The sequence below is a fragment of the Glaciecola sp. HA4-3 genome (genome assembly GCF_055693685.1).
Genome location: NZ_CM146340.1, coordinates 3,363,159 through 3,378,133, shown reverse-complemented (window position 1 = coordinate 3,378,133; position 14,975 = coordinate 3,363,159). Strand labels below are relative to the sequence as shown.

The window sequence follows — 14,975 nt, the reverse complement described above, 5'->3', positions numbered from 1 at the left end:
TGGCGTTTAATTATTTGATAGTAGTGTAATTATTTTTGCAGAGATAGTTATCCACAAAAATAATTTTTAGTATTAAATATTATGTGATTTTCTTTGCTTTAAGGTAGCAATACGCGTATAAATTTTTGTGCAGCCTTCTTTTTTCAATAAATATAGTGATAAATAACAATTATTTAGTGCTTGCTTGTGTATATCTTGTCGGTTTTTAGCTAATTGCTGCGTAGCTGCTGTGGATAAAAAGCTAATATTTAGTTATTATTAGGAAGTTGATGAGTTAATACAGCATACGCTAAGGGTTACTTTGAATGTAGATTGGAAAGATTGTCTTGAACTGTTGCAACATGAGCTTGAGGCTGAGTTATTCAATATGTGGTTGAAACCGCTAAAATCTCATTTTGATGGACAAACTCTACACTTATATGCGTCTAATAACTTTATTGTTAATTGGGTACGAGACGAATATTTTCTTCTTATCAATGAGACGCTAAAACAATTGTATGCCGATGATGCGCCACTTTTATCGCTTTCAAGCGGAGTTCCACCAAGCACACCTACTTCTGAAATTCCTAGCGCTTTATCTACGGCAAATGCGAAACCAAAAACCTTTGAGAACTCACCGAAATTAACCATTGAGACTCCACTTGCTAATAATAAAAAGGTGCTTAGTCAAAGTTTATCATCTGAGCCCTCTGTAGTAGTTGTACCCAAACTAGATAATCACAATAGCAATGTTAATCCTAAGTACACCTTTGATACCTTCGTGGAAGGTAAGTCCAATCAGCTAGCAAGAGCTGCTGCCACGCAAGTAGCTTCAAATCCCGTAAATGGTTATAACCCATTATTTCTATACGGTGGGACAGGGCTTGGCAAAACACATTTGATACATGCAGTTGGTAACGAAATTATTGCGAAAAAACCAAATGCGAAGATCGTTTATATGCATTCAGAAAGGTTTGTGCAAGATATGGTGAAGGCGCTGCAAAACAATGCGATAGAAGAGTTTAAACGTTTTTATCGTTCAGTTGATGCTTTGCTCATTGATGATATACAGTTTTTTGCTGGCAAAGAACGCTCGCAAGAAGAGTTCTTTCACACTTTTAATTCCTTGTTGGAAGGTGATCAACAAATTATTATGACATCCGACCGCTATCCAAAAGAAATTGAAGGTGTAGAGGATAGATTGAAATCGAGGTTTGGTTGGGGTTTAACGGTTATAATAGAGCCACCAGAATTAGAAACCAGAGTTGCGATTCTAATGTCAAAGGCAAAGTTGAATAGAATTGACTTACCAAGTGAAGTCGCTTTTTTTATGGCGAAGAAAATCAGGTCAAATGTAAGGGAGCTAGAAGGAGCTCTCAATAGGGTAATTGCCAATGCGAACTTTACCGGCCGGCCCATTACTATAGATTTTGCTAAAGACGCGTTACGAGATTTACTTGCATTGCAAGATAAGTTAGTTACGATTGATAATATAATAAAGACAGTTGCTGACTATTATAAAATTAAAGTATCTGATATTTTATCAAAAAGAAGAACAAGAAGCGTCGCAAGGCCTCGTCAAATGGCAATGGCACTAGCAAAAGAATTGACCAATAATAGTTATCCCGAAATTGGTAATTCATTTGGCGGGCGCGATCATACAACAGTCATCCATGCGGTTAGAAAAATAGAACAATTAAGAGCCGATGATCATGATATTACTGAAGACTATATTAATTTAATGCGGACCTTGTCGTCTTAACTGCTTACTAGAGAAATAACAATGAATTTTACTATTAGTAGAGAGAGTTTTTTACAACCCTTACAACTTGTTTCAGGTGCTGTGGAAAGGCGACACACTTTGCCTATTTTAGCGAACGTACTAATTAAAGTAGATAATGACGCACTATGGATGACTGGTACTGACCTTGAGGTAGAACTAATTGCCAATGTTCCTTTGAGTGGTGAAAATGGTGAAGGACAAATAACGGTTCCAGCTAAAAAACTTTTAGACATTGTCAGAGGGCTTCCAGAAGATTCTACAATTTTGTTCAGCGTGAGTGATGGAAAAGCGCTTCTTAAATCTGGTCGGTCGAAGTACTCCCTTTCAACATTATCTGCTGATGATTATCCAAACTTAGAAGACTGGCAAGGTGACAGTGAGTTTGAAATTAGCCAAAACAATCTTAAGCAACTCATTGAATCTGTTCAGTTTTCTATGGCTCAACAGGACGTCCGTTATTATTTAAACGGCATGAGTTTAGAAACGAGTGAACATTTAATCCGAACAGTAGCAACTGATGGGCATCGATTAGCGATGTCAATGATAGACTATGAAGGCGAAAGTTTACCGGCTAAACAGGTAATTATTCCACGTAAAGGTGTGATGGAAATATCTCGCTTGATAGAAGATTCTGATAATAAGATAAAAGTTCAACTTGGTGCTAATCACATCAGAATATTTAGTAATTCGTTTATATTTACCAGTAAGTTAGTTGATGGCCGATTCCCTGATTATAATCGAGTGGTTCCAAAAAACACGACTAAGGGGCTAGTCGTATATCGTGACCTTATCAAAGGTGCTTTATCTAGGGCAATGATTCTAACAAATGAAAAGTTTAAAGGAGTTAGACTTAACCTTGAACCTTATGAACTGAAAATTACTGCTACAAACCCTGAGCAAGAGCAGGCAGAAGAAATAATTGATGTTGACTACCAAGGCGAAAGTCTTGAAATAGGTTTTAACGTTGCTTATTTGATTGATGCCTTAAATGCAATAGAAAACAGCGCAGTGATTTTTAAACTGTCTGATTCTAACGCAAGCGCACTCGTTCATGGTGTCGCTGTAAAAGATGGTGTCAATGTAGATGATGATTCTTCGCAGTATGTCGTTATGCCTATGAGGCTCTAACGAACGTCAAATGTTCATAACTGAGTTGCGTTTAGATAAGTTTCGAAATTTTTCAAGCGCTTCGCTTTCTCCCCATCAGCGCCTCAATATTATATATGGGGAAAACGGCGCGGGTAAGTCTTCGATTCTTGAGGCTCTTCATATTTTTGGGTTTGCTCGGTCTTTTAGAACAAATAGAACTGAAACAATTATATCCAATGGATATCAAGTGGCTTCGGCATTTTGTAAATTTCATAATCAAGGCGCCTCTGAAACACTAGGTTTCAGTCGTCATAAGCATGATGGTCTAAGTTTTAAATATAACCAAGAGAAAGTGGCACGACTGTCAGATGTGGTGAAACTCTTACCAGTACAGGTATTTACCCCTCAAAGCAGTGATCTTATTCTAGGGTCACCCACTGCAAGACGTAAATATATCGATTGGTTAGTGTTTCACGTGGAACATTCGTTCAGCAATATCAGCAAACAGTATCAAAACTGTTTATTGCAACGGAACGCTTTGCTAAAACAACATGATTTCAAAGAGAAGAATCGATTCTCTGAATTGGACCTATGGGGCCCGCAGTTGTCAAAACTTGGGGAAGTAATATCTGAAAGAAGACATCACTATATTTCTTTGTTAAATCAGCAAATAAATGCATTGTATAGTGAATTTTATCCTGAGATAAAAATACAATTGAGGTATAATCAGGGCTGGGAAAAATCTATTAGTTTGCAAGAAAGCTTGAATATTAAACTGGAAAGGGATCTATTCAGAGGAAGTACATCAAGCGGCCCGCATAAGGCTGATGTTCAGTTCTTAGTCAATGCAAAAGACGCGTCAGAATATATGTCAAGAGGCCAACTTCGCCTACTTGTATCGTTGCTTTTATTAGCGGAAGTAAAATTGCTAAATGAGCTCACGCGGAAACAAAGTGTTTTTTTGATAGATGACTTAGCAGCTGAATTCGATATTGATACTAGAAATAGATTTCTAGAAACAGTCTTAAATGAACGTTCACAGGTGTTTGTGACAGCGATAGATAAATCTCAAATATCGATTATGCATAATTACAACAACAAAAAAGTGTTTCACGTGAAACAAGATCATGTGATTGAGGAGTAAAAATGTCAGAACAAAACTATGATTCTTCGAGTATCAAAGTTCTAAAGGGGCTCGATGCAGTTCGAAAAAGACCTTGGAATGTATATTGGTGATACCGACGACGGTACAGGCTTGCATCATATGGTGTTCGAAGTTGTAGATAACTCGATTGATGAAGCTTTAGCCGGCCATTGTTCAGAGATTATAATTAAAATTCATTCTGACAACTCTGTTTCAGTTACAGATGATGGACGTGGTATACCTACCGAGATTCATCCAGAAGAGGGCGTTTCTGCTGCTGAAGTAATCATGACTGTACTACACGCAGGTGGAAAGTTTGATGATAACTCTTATAAAGTGTCTGGCGGTCTTCATGGTGTTGGCGTATCGGTTGTAAATGCACTGTCAAAAAAATTAGCGCTTATTATTAATCGTAATGGCGATAGGTACGAACAAGAATACAATATGGGCGTGCCAGTAAAACCACTGGGTCCAACTGGAAAAACTGACAAAACAGGGACTACGATACGGTTTTGGCCAAGTGAAGAGACCTTTACAAATGTCGTTTTTCACTATGATATTTTAGCGAAAAGAATAAGAGAGCTATCATTTTTGAATTCCGGTGTATCAATAACACTTGAAGACGAAAGAGACGGTCGCAAAGACAATTTTCATTACGAAGGTGGCATACAAGCTTTTGTAGAATATTTAAATACCAATAAAAATTTAGTTCATAGTAAGCCATTTTATTTTACTCACGAACGCGATGATGGCGTGTCAGTAGAAGTTGCTATGCAATGGAATGATACATTCCATGAAAATATCTTTTGCTTCACTAACAATATTCCTCAGCGTGACGGTGGTACCCATTTGGCAGGATTTAGAGGCGCGCTTACCCGTACTTTAAATAACTATATGGAGTCAGAAGGTTACAATAAAAAGAATAAAACGAGTGCAAGCGGTGATGATGCACGTGAAGGTTTAACTGCAATTGTGTCTGTCAAAGTACCAGACCCCAAGTTTTCATCTCAAACAAAAGATAAATTAGTCTCATCTGAAGTTAAATCTGCAGTCGAAGCTGCCATGGGTGAAAAATTATCGGAATATCTTCAAGAAAATCCTAGCGATGCCAAAACCATTGTAAATAAAATTATTGATGCTGCACGTGCCCGAGAAGCGGCGCGCAAAGCACGTGATATGACACGTAGAAAGGGTGCGTTGGACCTTGCAGGCTTACCCGGTAAACTGGCAGATTGCCAAGAGAAAGATCCATCACTGTCAGAACTATATATTGTGGAGGGTGATTCTGCTGGAGGTTCAGCAAAACAGGGTCGAAATCGGAAAAACCAAGCGATACTTCCTTTAAAAGGTAAAATTCTAAACGTTGAAAAAGCACGCTTTGACAAAATGTTGTCCTCACAAGAAGTGGCTACCCTAATAACCGCTTTAGGTTGTGGTATTGGGCGTGATGAATACAATCCTGACAAACTTCGCTATCACAGCATTATAATAATGACAGATGCAGACGTTGATGGTTCGCATATACGAACTTTGCTTCTTACATTTTTCTACCGTCAAATGCCTGAAATGATTGAGCGTGGGCACATCTTTATTGCTCAACCGCCTTTATACAAAATAAAGAAAGGAAAACAAGAACAATACTTAAAAGATGACGATGCATTAAATAACTTGTTAACTAACCTTGCGGTAGAGAATGCATCATTATTTGTCAGTCCTGATGCGCCACCTATTCAAGGAATAGCACTAGAGAACATGGTCAAACTCTATCAGACAACAATGATTATGATTTCAAGAATGCATCGCCGGATGCCGGAGTCATTATTAACGCAGCTTATCTATACCAAGGCAATTGATCTTGCCTTACTCCAAGATAAAGCATCTCTATCTGAAATCGGCGAGGCCTTAGTTGCTAAACTTGCAATCACTGAAGATGATTCACGTAGTTTCACACACGACATCGTTATGAATGAAGATGGTGTAAATGAACTAGTATTAACCATGAAACAACATGGAATTGACTATAATTATCATATAAATCAAGAGTTTATATCCTCCCCTGAGTATGAAAAAATAAAATCACTCAATTTAACGATTAATGGCTTAATGGAAGAAGGCGCATATATCAAACGAGGTGAGAAGACATTAGAAGTTGCTGAGTTTAAAGACGCTTTAGAGTGGTTGATGAATGAAGCAAAAAGAGGTCAGTACATTCAGCGTTACAAAGGTCTTGGTGAAATGAACCCCGAGCAATTATGGGAGACTACAATGGACCCAGATTCACGAAGAATGTTACAAGTAACTATTGAAGATGCCATTGGAGCAGATTTATTATTTACGACCTTAATGGGGGACCAAGTTGAACCTAGACGTAACTTTATTGAATCTAATGCGCTCAACGTCGAGAATCTAGACGTATAAGTAAATACATGTTACAAAGTAAAGCATTGGCGATATAATGAGCTAATTGATCATTATATCGCTCAATACACCGGCTAAGTAATGTTGTTGAGAGTCGGTTTTCTGGAAATATTGGAAAACATGCATGAAAACTTTTTTATCGTTCTTATTAATAGTGTATTCGGGAGTTAGTTTTGCCGATGCCTATCCACTAGAGTTAATTAAAAACCAGCTTGAAAACGCAAATACTCATATTGAAGTCGATGTGAGGCGTATGGGAGAAGGTACGGTTATAAGAGTTGATTATGTTGGTCGCCCAGTCATTATTTACAGAAGGACAGCTAAAGAAGTAGCAGGGCGTGTAATTAATCCTAGCGAGTTTATAAACCCAGAAGACGCTAATTATTTTTACGCTTTAAAAACTAATTATACTGATACTCAATCATACGTTTGGACAAGGCTTTTACTTGCAACTGATATTGACCTTCGTAAAGCCCCAACACGTTCACTCAAGCCTGAATACTTTATCTTTATTGGCCGCAGCCCTCATACAGGTTGTGCGATAAAGCTAAACAAAGAACTTGAGAAAACAAATAAAAGTGCGATATTTGAAGATAGATGCTCTAATGCAATCTTCGACCACACTGGGCGTTTATTAGAAAGACGTGCAGCACGCATAGCAAATGAGCAAAACCTTCCATTTAACTTGTTCATTCCGCCCCACAGTTTCTTAGCTAATGGTAAACTGCGTATTGGTCTACCAAATGATGCAACTATTCCTGAGTTGCCTAAAAGCTTGCAGCCAAACTACTCCAATCTTGAACCAGACGATTTGCTTGTAGCAGCCGCTGGGCATAACGATATATTTTCGGTGAGAAAAGCGTTGGAGTTAGGAGCAGATGTAAACGCGAATCGCTTACACCTTACTCGCACAAGCCCGATAGATGCGGCTATCACAGGGGGTTCAATTGATGTGATTGAACTTTTATTGTCTAAGGGTGCGCGGGAATCATCTGATACGCGAGTAATCGCACTTCTAGCTGAAAGAAAAGAAATCCTTCAATTGTTGGATGAATATAAACAAAAGCGCTCCTAGCAGTCTTGTGTAATCACTTCGACGGTACAGTTTGGTGAGCCAAATGAATCGTAGAGTACATAACACCCTTCGTTTAGTGGTGTTCCACTAACAGGTAATATATAACCGATTAAGGTATACTGGTTACTGACCCTTTGGCTTATATCATCACCCAACGACAGGTTTAAATAATCGACCATTGCAAGATTATCGCCTGCCTCTGCGATACTCTCTGGACACAAGTTCCTAAAATCTACTTCTGCGCTGCCAAAGGGAAAATCAACCACATAGGTAACTTGTATTGCGTTAGAGGAAGGGTTAGTTGATGTGGCTCTAAGTCCTGAGGCTAAAGCCTTTGCTTGCACTAACGAAACCATTCCCTTTATTTCACCACTTATTCCATTTAACACTGCTACGCGCGCTTCTTTACTGACATCGATAAATCTTGGAATAGCAACTACGGCTAATATTGCTAATACAACTAACACCACAATGAGTTCAACCAAGGTGAAACCCTTATCTAATGAACAGTAACTATTTGTCTTTTTCATAGTTCTACGACTATTCCAAGTGTTGGGTCAATCGCACCATTCGCTAGGTCGCTAAATATAGCTTGCATTGCTTCTAAGCCATCTATGCGCTCTACTGTAAGCCATCTAGCGGTTTTACCGAATGACATTTCTAAATATTCACTACTTTTTTGCTCAAAAACAGCGCTTCCCCAATCTTTTAGTCTATTGGCAATATGTGAGGGGGCAAAAAATAACTCGCTACGTTCTTTAATAAAATGAGGCCCTTTAACAAAGTCATCTCTGTGAGTAATCCCAACATTACTACAAAACTTCATATTATCTCCAAGCAATTGATGCAGGTCACTTAACAATTGGCCATTACCTGACATGTCGATAATCACAGTTGGTTTATTTTTGTCTATTTTATCTAATTGATCGTAATGCAATACTTCATCATATCCTTCTGTATGAAGAACCATTTCTGTGTTGCTTTTACTGGTTAAACCAATACACCTCGGAGAATCTTTGTCTGATTTAATACCATACGCCAAACCGGTACTTGTTTTACTAGACGCACTAAGCAATATTGCTTGTTCAGCGCCAAACCAGTCTTTGCTATCAAAAAAATCAAACAAAGCAAAAGAGGTAACGTGAAGTGGATATAGCAGCATGCGATAAGCCTCTTCATACAAACTGGACTTATCGAGTACTTTTCTGTACATGTTATAGCCCGCTGGCAAATGGTGCCTGTGCGCGCTGCTATCAAGCCAACTATGTTTATTAATGGTGCCTGGCTTCATAACTAAATCATTGGCTGGCGGGAAATACCCAAATAAACGTTCGCCAACGCTTACATCATCGCATTTCGACTCAATAACATCAGCATAGCCCCAAACAGGAATGATTCCCCATTTACTTTGTTGCTGATCTTCGCAGGGAAAAAAATCCCAATAGCCTAGTTTATCGCCTGCAACACCGTAAGTGATATTATTTGCCGTAAGGGCAAAATGATCTATTTTTACTTTAATTTCGCCTAATTGTAAGGAAATATTATTGTTGGTTTGGACTATTCTTGTATTAGTAAGGTGGTAACGTTCAACTTGAAATTGTGCCATGAAAAGTCCTATAAAAAATCAAATTAGGGAATTACCAACACTGACATGTAAGATCTCAAGTTGGCAGTATATTGATAACTATAACTGAGTATATGACAAAGTTAAGTGTTTAGGACACTTTATTCACTGTTAAAGAAGGTCTATTGCTGTTAGACGTGTCTAGCGAAAAGCTATACATGCCAGTTTCATTTGGTATGAAAATAAGATTTTTAGACTCCATTCCACAAAAAAGCTGCGTTTCTTTATTAAGTTCTATATCCATCGCTTCTTTACTGGCACCACAGTCTAATAACATAGACCATTGTGAATCAGCTACCTTAAAGTCATACTGCTGGCCATCGGCGATAAGTTCGATTGTTGCAACGTATAATTTATCGTCTTGTTGGTAGAGTTTAAATGTTTCACTGGCTTCCCACCAATTAAATCCGCCGCGCAAATACATATCAGAAAAATCACGTGTCTCTTCTGAAAAAAATATATCTTTACTGATTGTATTGGCGCAACCAGATAAAAAACCAAACAACAAAATACCAAACAAAAGTCGAAAGTGAGACTTAACCATCATACTACTCTCTCATCTAAAAAAGCCTAAGAAATTCTTAGACCCACAAAACTACAAATTCAATAGCGAAATATCCGCTACGGATAAGAAAAGTTTCCTTACTTTTGATACAAGGGCAATCCTATTGTCTTTTATGGTTTCAACATCAGCCATAATCATTACTTTATCAAAAAAAGCATCAAGAACATTCTTCAATGAACTCAGTGTATCTAATACAACTGCATAATCCGATGTCTCCATGTTCGATAACTGTGTTTCTACGCTTTTAAGTGCTTCATAAAGCGCTATCTCTTCGTTTTCAATAAACAAACTCTCATCGATACCTTGGATATTATCAATGGATATTTTATTCTTTGAAAGGATATTGGCTACGCGTTTATTTGCACTTACCAAGCTTTGAGCGCTAGGATCTTTTGCAAATTCAGATACAGCAAGTACTCGTAAGTTTATATCACTAACAGGCTGTTCGGTGTTACTCGCCAATACGGCATTAACAACATCAGCATTAATACTGCCAGTTTCAATGTCTTGATAGAACGGCTTTAGTCTGTCCAATAAAAATTGTGTAACCTGGCTTTGTACGGTGCTATTTTTCAGTTGATCATCAAACTGCGAAATAACCACATCAAGGATGTCAGATAATCTTACATTTACATTAAATGATATTAGAATCCTTAAAATACCAATAGCACTTCTTCTAAGCGCAAAAGGATCTTTGTCACCTTTTGGGATCTTGTTGATTCCAAATATACCCACTAAGGTATCTAATTTTTCACACAGCGATACGAGCATTCCTGCATGACTAGTTGGCAATGCGTCTCCTGCAAAACGAGGCAGATAATGTTCTTTTATTGCTAAGGCTACTCCTTTCTCTTCCCCATCATGCAAAGCATAGTGATATCCCATGATACCTTGTACACTTGGAAACTCCATAACCATATTGCTTACAAGGTCTGCTTTTGCGAGAGAAGCTGCGCGTAGCGCAGTATCTAGTGTTACTTGGTCGACACCGATCAGTTGACCAAGTATGCGTACAACATTTGTTACCCGTGTGGTCTTTTGTGCAATAGTACCTAATTCTTTTTGGAATAAAATACTATCGAGTTGGCTAGCCTTTGATGCTAAGCTGGTTTTCTTATCAGTTTCAAAGAAAAATTTTGCATCGGCTAAACGCGGACGGATAACTTTTTCATTACCATCTATTACCTGAGAAGGGTCTTTACTCTCTATGTTGCTAACAAATAAAAATTGTGCGCTTAATTCACCTTTATCATCTAGAAGTGGTACATATTTTTGATCATCTTTCATCGTATAGATAAGTGCTTCTTTGGGAACATCTAAAAAGTCGTTTTCAAATTTAGCTTGCAAAACAACTGGCCATTCGACTAAAGATGAAATTTCTTCTAGTAAAGCATTGTCGTAATCAGGCGTTAAATTTAGTACTTTAGCATTTTCTATAAGCTGCTTTTCAATTGCATTCATTCGGCTGCTATAGTCAACAAGGACATATTGGGACTTCATTAATGATGCATAATTATCGGCGTGATCTAATTCAATGCGATGTTGCCCATGAAAGCGATGGCCTGATACTTCGCGTGACGACTTCAAGCCTAGCAGGCCTACATTAATCAATTCATCACCAAATAACGTGCAAAGTGTGTGAACTGGACGGATAAACTCACTCGATGCGCTACCCCAACGCATGGGTTTGGGAATCGGCATTTGTTTAATGGTCTTTTCAAGTACCGCTTGTAAGATATCATCTAACTTTTGACCAGCAACAGTTGCTTTGTGTAATAACCATTCACCTTTGTCAGTCTTTAAGCGTTGAGCTTGCTCAATCTCAATCCCATTGCCTCTTGCCCAACCTATTGCTGCTTTAGTCGGATTGCCTTGAGCATCAAATGCAACAGATACAGCTGGCCCACGTTTTTCTACGACTTTATCATCTTGTATGCGTTGACACTCCTTAAACGCAACAGCTAGTCTTCTGGGCGCACCAAATTTATTGACACTTTTAAAGCTAAAACCTAAAGCAATTAGCTCTTGTTCTATCCCTTTTGCAAAGCTATTTGAAAGCTGCTTTAGTGCTTTTGGTGGAAGTTCTTCTGTGCCTAATTCAATAAGCAAGGTTTGTTTCAAATCATCCATATCAGGTTCTTATTTCTCTTGAGAAGGGCACAATGGAAAACCTAAGGCTTCCCTAGAATCAAAATAAATTTGCGCACATGCCTTTGCTAAAGCACGCACGCGTAAAATATATCCTTGTCGTTCAGTTACCGAGATTGCATGCCTTGCATCAAGCAAGTTAAAAGCATGAGACGCTTTCATAACTTGCTCGTAGGCAGGTAAGGGCAATTGAGCATCTATGAGGTGCTGACTTGCTTTCTCGCATTCATCAAAAGTAGAGAATAAAAAGTTTACATCTGCATGCTCAAAATTATAGGCGGACTGCTCTTTTTCATTTTGTAAAAATACATCACCATAGCTTACTTTGCCAAATGGGCCTTGGGTCCAAACTAAGTCATAAATGCTATCAACGCCTTGCATGTACATTGCGAGTCGCTCAAGCCCATAAGTAATTTCGCCAGTGACAGGTTTACACTCTAGCCCACCCACTTGTTGAAAATACGTAAACTGTGTTACTTCCATACCGTTAAGCCAAATCTCCCAACCTAAGCCCCAAGCGCCTAGCGTGGGTGATTCCCAGTTGTCTTCAACAAAGCGAATATCATGTACAAGTGGATCAAAACCAAGCATTTTTAATGAGCCTAAATAGAGCTCTTGAATATTGCTTGGGGACGGTTTAAGCATTACTTGAAATTGATAATAGTGTTGCAATCGATTTGGATTTTCACCATAGCGACCATCAGTAGGGCGACGGCAGGGCTGAACATATGCACTATTCATTGGTTCTGGACCAAGTGAACGTAAAAAAGTCATGGGGTGAAAAGTACCTGCACCTACTTCCATATCAAGCGGTTGTATAATCACACAGCCTTGCTGTGCCCAATAGTCTTGAAGGGCAAGAATTAGACCTTGAAAGGTTTGTAAATCGTATTTTTGCATGGTTTAGAAAATCTTAACGACGGTATTTATATTTAATGTCGTTAAGTATACCTAAAACTGCCTTATATTGGTAAATTTGTATGTAACTATATTACGCGGTAAAGCGCCTTAAACTCTCTGTTTCCTTCAGTACTTTACTTTCAAACTCACTTTCAAATTGTTCTCTTTCTTTATCTTGGGCTCGTCTTTCTTTTTTACTTAGTTGCTGACGTTGCTCATGAGTTGGGTATTCCTTTACTTTATCAAAAAGTGCATGTACTGAAGGGTATAAGTGTCGATAGTCTGGCAAGGGGTCAAGAGGAAGCGCCTCTAGTAGACGGCAAATTCGAATCACACCTTCAGATAAATCACATTGCTGTTGTTGCATGGCGAACGCAATCGTTTGTATAGAAGATTGCATACTATCTATTCTTTTGCGTCTAACACTTTCTTGCTTATCACTTTGCTGCTTGACTAAAAAAAGAAGCTTTCCAGCATATAAGCCCAAGGCGACTATTATTACTGCGCCAATCAATGTCATAGCGATCGCCAAAATATTCATCGTTAATATTAATCCTTATAATCGTCGAGCTTTATTGCGTCTAATGCATCAAAGGGATCAATTTCATCTTTTATTTGTTCATCATTTGTTTGTTCAGAATTATTTGCTTGAATACCGAGCAAGTCACATAAAATTGCATATCTAGCGGTCTTTTGTTCGATGTAAGTCAACTCAGACTTAGATACTTTACCATCAAGTTGCTTTTCAAGTAGTTCGTCTAAGTAATCATCTGCTTCAATTGCAGCTAGCTCTTCTTGAGGGGTTTTATATTTTGGCGACTCTTTTTTAGCAATGGGTTTTGCACCGGTTTTATATTTATTTAAGTCAATCGGTTTTTTGCTACCTAATTTAGGATCTTTTGCATCAGTGTTTCTTTGTGATTTCACTTTGGATACTTGCTGCCGAGAACCCGATTTATTACCAGTATCTGCTTTGACTCGTTTGGGAGCCTTTGACCTAGGCGGTCTATTAGCATCTGTTTTTGCGATGCCGATAGGTCCACCTTTGCGCGATTTTTTTGAATGAGCCATAGTTTTCAAAACCTTAGGTGATAATGCAAAGCAATACTCTGCTAGCTTAAGCGTTATTGAAGGGGCGCTAAGCTTTGTTTGTGCGGATTATACATGGATATGAATAGATTAGACAAAGTTAGAAAAGAAAAAAGGCGATAGTATGCACTATCGCCTCGTTTTAATGAGTGTCTGTTGACACCTCTCCCGTATAAGCACTTCATGTGCTGCTGTTCAATGTTAGTTTACTTTTTATTATTTTTAACAAAACTAACGAACTTTTTTCGGTCGTCCATTACACTTTCTTATTATTTATATAGTACGTCTTAACTAGCCATTTAACAGGCCCTGCTAAGAAGTTGTGTAGATAATACGTGAATTTTTGTATATTTCAACAAAAGTTAACAAAATATTTACAAATAATTAGTGTAAACCTTCTAAGTATTTAGAAAGTATAGCAATATCTTCGTCAGTAAGTTTTACTGCGATATCTCTCATCATGCCATTTAAGTCATTATTTCGGTCGCCAGAGCGAAACATTTCAAGCTGAGTTTGTGTGTAAGCGGCGTGTTGGCCTCCAACAACAGGAAAACCTGCCAAATTCATTCCTTTACCATCTGGGCCATGACAAGCCATACATGAGGTAATACCGCGCTGTGCATCTCCGCCACGATATAAGGCTTCACCTGCGGCAATAACATCTTCAGGTGTCTCACCAATTTTGAGTGTTTGCTCAGAATAATATGCTGCTAAATCAACAATATCCTGCTCAGATAAAGGCATCGCCATACCGTTCATGACCGCGTTGTTTCTACCTTCTTGTCCACCGGTTTGGCCGGCTAGTTTGAATTCTGTAAGTTGCTTCGCTAAGTAACCAGCGTGTTGCCCTGCTATTTTAGGATTCATAGGAATCGCACTGTTACCGTCGGTACCATGACAAGCTGCACAAGTAATCGACTTTGCTTTGCCAGCTTCCGGATCGCCAACCAAGCTTTCTTGCGCTAGTACCGAAGCATTAAAACCTGCTAGCAACGCTATAAGCAAACAATATTTTTTCATACATACACTCTCTAAAATGAGGATTATCAGAACACACTCTGTTGTGGTGCGCTATTTTTACATACTTAACGGCTTAAAAAAACATTTCCTTGATAATACTATGGATTTACATGCAACAAATTGGTGATTTCGGTGTAAACT

13 protein-coding genes are annotated in these 14,975 nt (G+C 38.4%); 5 read left to right on the top strand and 8 right to left on the bottom strand.

Annotated features, from left to right (window positions below; translation table 11 throughout):
• Window positions 1-301: 301 nt before the first annotated feature.
• From dnaA to ACZ1G6_RS16060, 5 genes are all read left to right on the top strand, one after another.
• A complete protein-coding gene (gene dnaA / locus ACZ1G6_RS16080; protein WP_472617214.1) occupies window positions 302-1,741 on the top strand; it encodes a chromosomal replication initiator protein DnaA in 1,440 nt (479 codons plus the stop codon).
• A 21-nt stretch (window positions 1,742-1,762) separates the two neighbouring features.
• A complete protein-coding gene (gene dnaN, locus ACZ1G6_RS16075; RefSeq protein ID WP_472617213.1) occupies window positions 1,763-2,890 on the top strand; it encodes a DNA polymerase III subunit beta in 1,128 nt (375 codons plus the stop codon).
• Between the two features lie 10 nt (window positions 2,891-2,900).
• A complete protein-coding gene (recF, locus tag ACZ1G6_RS16070; protein ID WP_472617212.1) occupies window positions 2,901-3,995 on the top strand; it encodes a DNA replication/repair protein RecF in 1,095 nt (364 codons plus the stop codon).
• Between the two features lie 54 nt (window positions 3,996-4,049).
• Complete coding sequence (gyrB, locus tag ACZ1G6_RS16065) at window positions 4,050-6,413, top strand: DNA topoisomerase (ATP-hydrolyzing) subunit B (protein WP_472617211.1); 2,364 nt, start codon at window positions 4,050-4,052, stop codon at window positions 6,411-6,413.
• A 124-nt stretch (window positions 6,414-6,537) separates the two neighbouring features.
• Window positions 6,538-7,488, top strand: coding sequence for a hypothetical protein (locus tag ACZ1G6_RS16060; protein ID WP_472617210.1), 951 nt, complete (start codon window positions 6,538-6,540; stop codon window positions 7,486-7,488).
• On the opposite strand, the gene ACZ1G6_RS16055 is transcribed toward ACZ1G6_RS16060, so the two are convergent.
• From ACZ1G6_RS16055 to ACZ1G6_RS16020, 8 genes are all read right to left on the bottom strand, one after another.
• On the bottom strand, window positions 7,485-8,018 hold the full coding sequence (locus ACZ1G6_RS16055) for a prepilin-type N-terminal cleavage/methylation domain-containing protein (RefSeq protein ID WP_472617209.1): 534 nt from the start codon (window positions 8,016-8,018) through the stop codon (window positions 7,485-7,487). The two genes, ACZ1G6_RS16060 and ACZ1G6_RS16055, sit on opposite strands and share 4 nt — an antisense overlap.
• Window positions 8,015-9,094: a DUF2855 family protein gene (locus tag ACZ1G6_RS16050; protein ID WP_472617208.1), complete on the bottom strand. Its 1,080-nt coding sequence runs from the start codon at window positions 9,092-9,094 to the stop codon at window positions 8,015-8,017. Before ACZ1G6_RS16050 ends, ACZ1G6_RS16055 begins: the two co-directional genes overlap by 4 nt.
• Before the next feature lie 109 nt (window positions 9,095-9,203).
• On the bottom strand, window positions 9,204-9,659 hold the full coding sequence (locus ACZ1G6_RS16045) for an early set domain-containing protein (RefSeq protein ID WP_472617207.1): 456 nt from the start codon (window positions 9,657-9,659) through the stop codon (window positions 9,204-9,206).
• A gap of 48 nt (window positions 9,660-9,707) precedes the next feature.
• Window positions 9,708-11,807, bottom strand: coding sequence for a glycine--tRNA ligase subunit beta (glyS, locus tag ACZ1G6_RS16040; RefSeq protein ID WP_472617206.1), 2,100 nt, complete (start codon window positions 11,805-11,807; stop codon window positions 9,708-9,710).
• A gap of 9 nt (window positions 11,808-11,816) precedes the next feature.
• On the bottom strand, window positions 11,817-12,725 hold the full coding sequence (gene glyQ / locus ACZ1G6_RS16035; protein WP_472617205.1) for a glycine--tRNA ligase subunit alpha: 909 nt from the start codon (window positions 12,723-12,725) through the stop codon (window positions 11,817-11,819).
• A 91-nt stretch (window positions 12,726-12,816) separates the two neighbouring features.
• Entirely contained in the window at window positions 12,817-13,266 is a 450-nt protein-coding gene (locus tag ACZ1G6_RS16030; protein WP_472617204.1) for a DUF2489 domain-containing protein, read from the bottom strand.
• Between the two features lie 8 nt (window positions 13,267-13,274).
• Window positions 13,275-13,796, bottom strand: a complete 522-nt coding sequence (yihI, locus tag ACZ1G6_RS16025; protein ID WP_472617203.1) for a Der GTPase-activating protein YihI — start codon at window positions 13,794-13,796, stop codon at window positions 13,275-13,277.
• A gap of 402 nt (window positions 13,797-14,198) precedes the next feature.
• Window positions 14,199-14,834 carry a c-type cytochrome gene (locus ACZ1G6_RS16020; RefSeq protein ID WP_472617202.1) on the bottom strand — a complete coding sequence of 212 codons (636 nt, stop codon included), beginning with the start codon at window positions 14,832-14,834 and terminating at the stop codon, window positions 14,199-14,201.
• Between the last annotated feature and the right edge of the window lie 141 nt (window positions 14,835-14,975).

Bases quoted from the DNA above. Each gene is read 5' to 3' on its own strand.
- dnaN (WP_472617213.1), top strand. From the start codon at position 1,763: ATGAATTTTACTATTAGTAGAGAGAGTTTTTTACAACCCTTACAACTT.
- recF (WP_472617212.1), top strand. From the start codon at position 2,901: ATGTTCATAACTGAGTTGCGTTTAGATAAGTTTCGAAATTTTTCAAGC.
- gyrB (WP_472617211.1), top strand. From the start codon at position 4,050: ATGCAGTTCGAAAAAGACCTTGGAATGTATATTGGTGATACCGACGAC.
- ACZ1G6_RS16060 (WP_472617210.1), top strand. From the start codon at position 6,538: ATGAAAACTTTTTTATCGTTCTTATTAATAGTGTATTCGGGAGTTAGT.
- ACZ1G6_RS16055 (WP_472617209.1), bottom strand. From the start codon at position 8,018: ATGAAAAAGACAAATAGTTACTGTTCATTAGATAAGGGTTTCACCTTG.
- ACZ1G6_RS16050 (WP_472617208.1), bottom strand. From the start codon at position 9,094: ATGGCACAATTTCAAGTTGAACGTTACCACCTTACTAATACAAGAATA.
- ACZ1G6_RS16045 (WP_472617207.1), bottom strand. From the start codon at position 9,659: ATGATGGTTAAGTCTCACTTTCGACTTTTGTTTGGTATTTTGTTGTTT.
- glyS (WP_472617206.1), bottom strand. From the start codon at position 11,807: ATGGATGATTTGAAACAAACCTTGCTTATTGAATTAGGCACAGAAGAA.
- glyQ (WP_472617205.1), bottom strand. From the start codon at position 12,725: ATGCAAAAATACGATTTACAAACCTTTCAAGGTCTAATTCTTGCCCTT.
- ACZ1G6_RS16030 (WP_472617204.1), bottom strand. From the start codon at position 13,266: ATGAATATTTTGGCGATCGCTATGACATTGATTGGCGCAGTAATAATA.
- yihI (WP_472617203.1), bottom strand. From the start codon at position 13,796: ATGGCTCATTCAAAAAAATCGCGCAAAGGTGGACCTATCGGCATCGCA.
- ACZ1G6_RS16020 (WP_472617202.1), bottom strand. From the start codon at position 14,834: ATGAAAAAATATTGTTTGCTTATAGCGTTGCTAGCAGGTTTTAATGCT.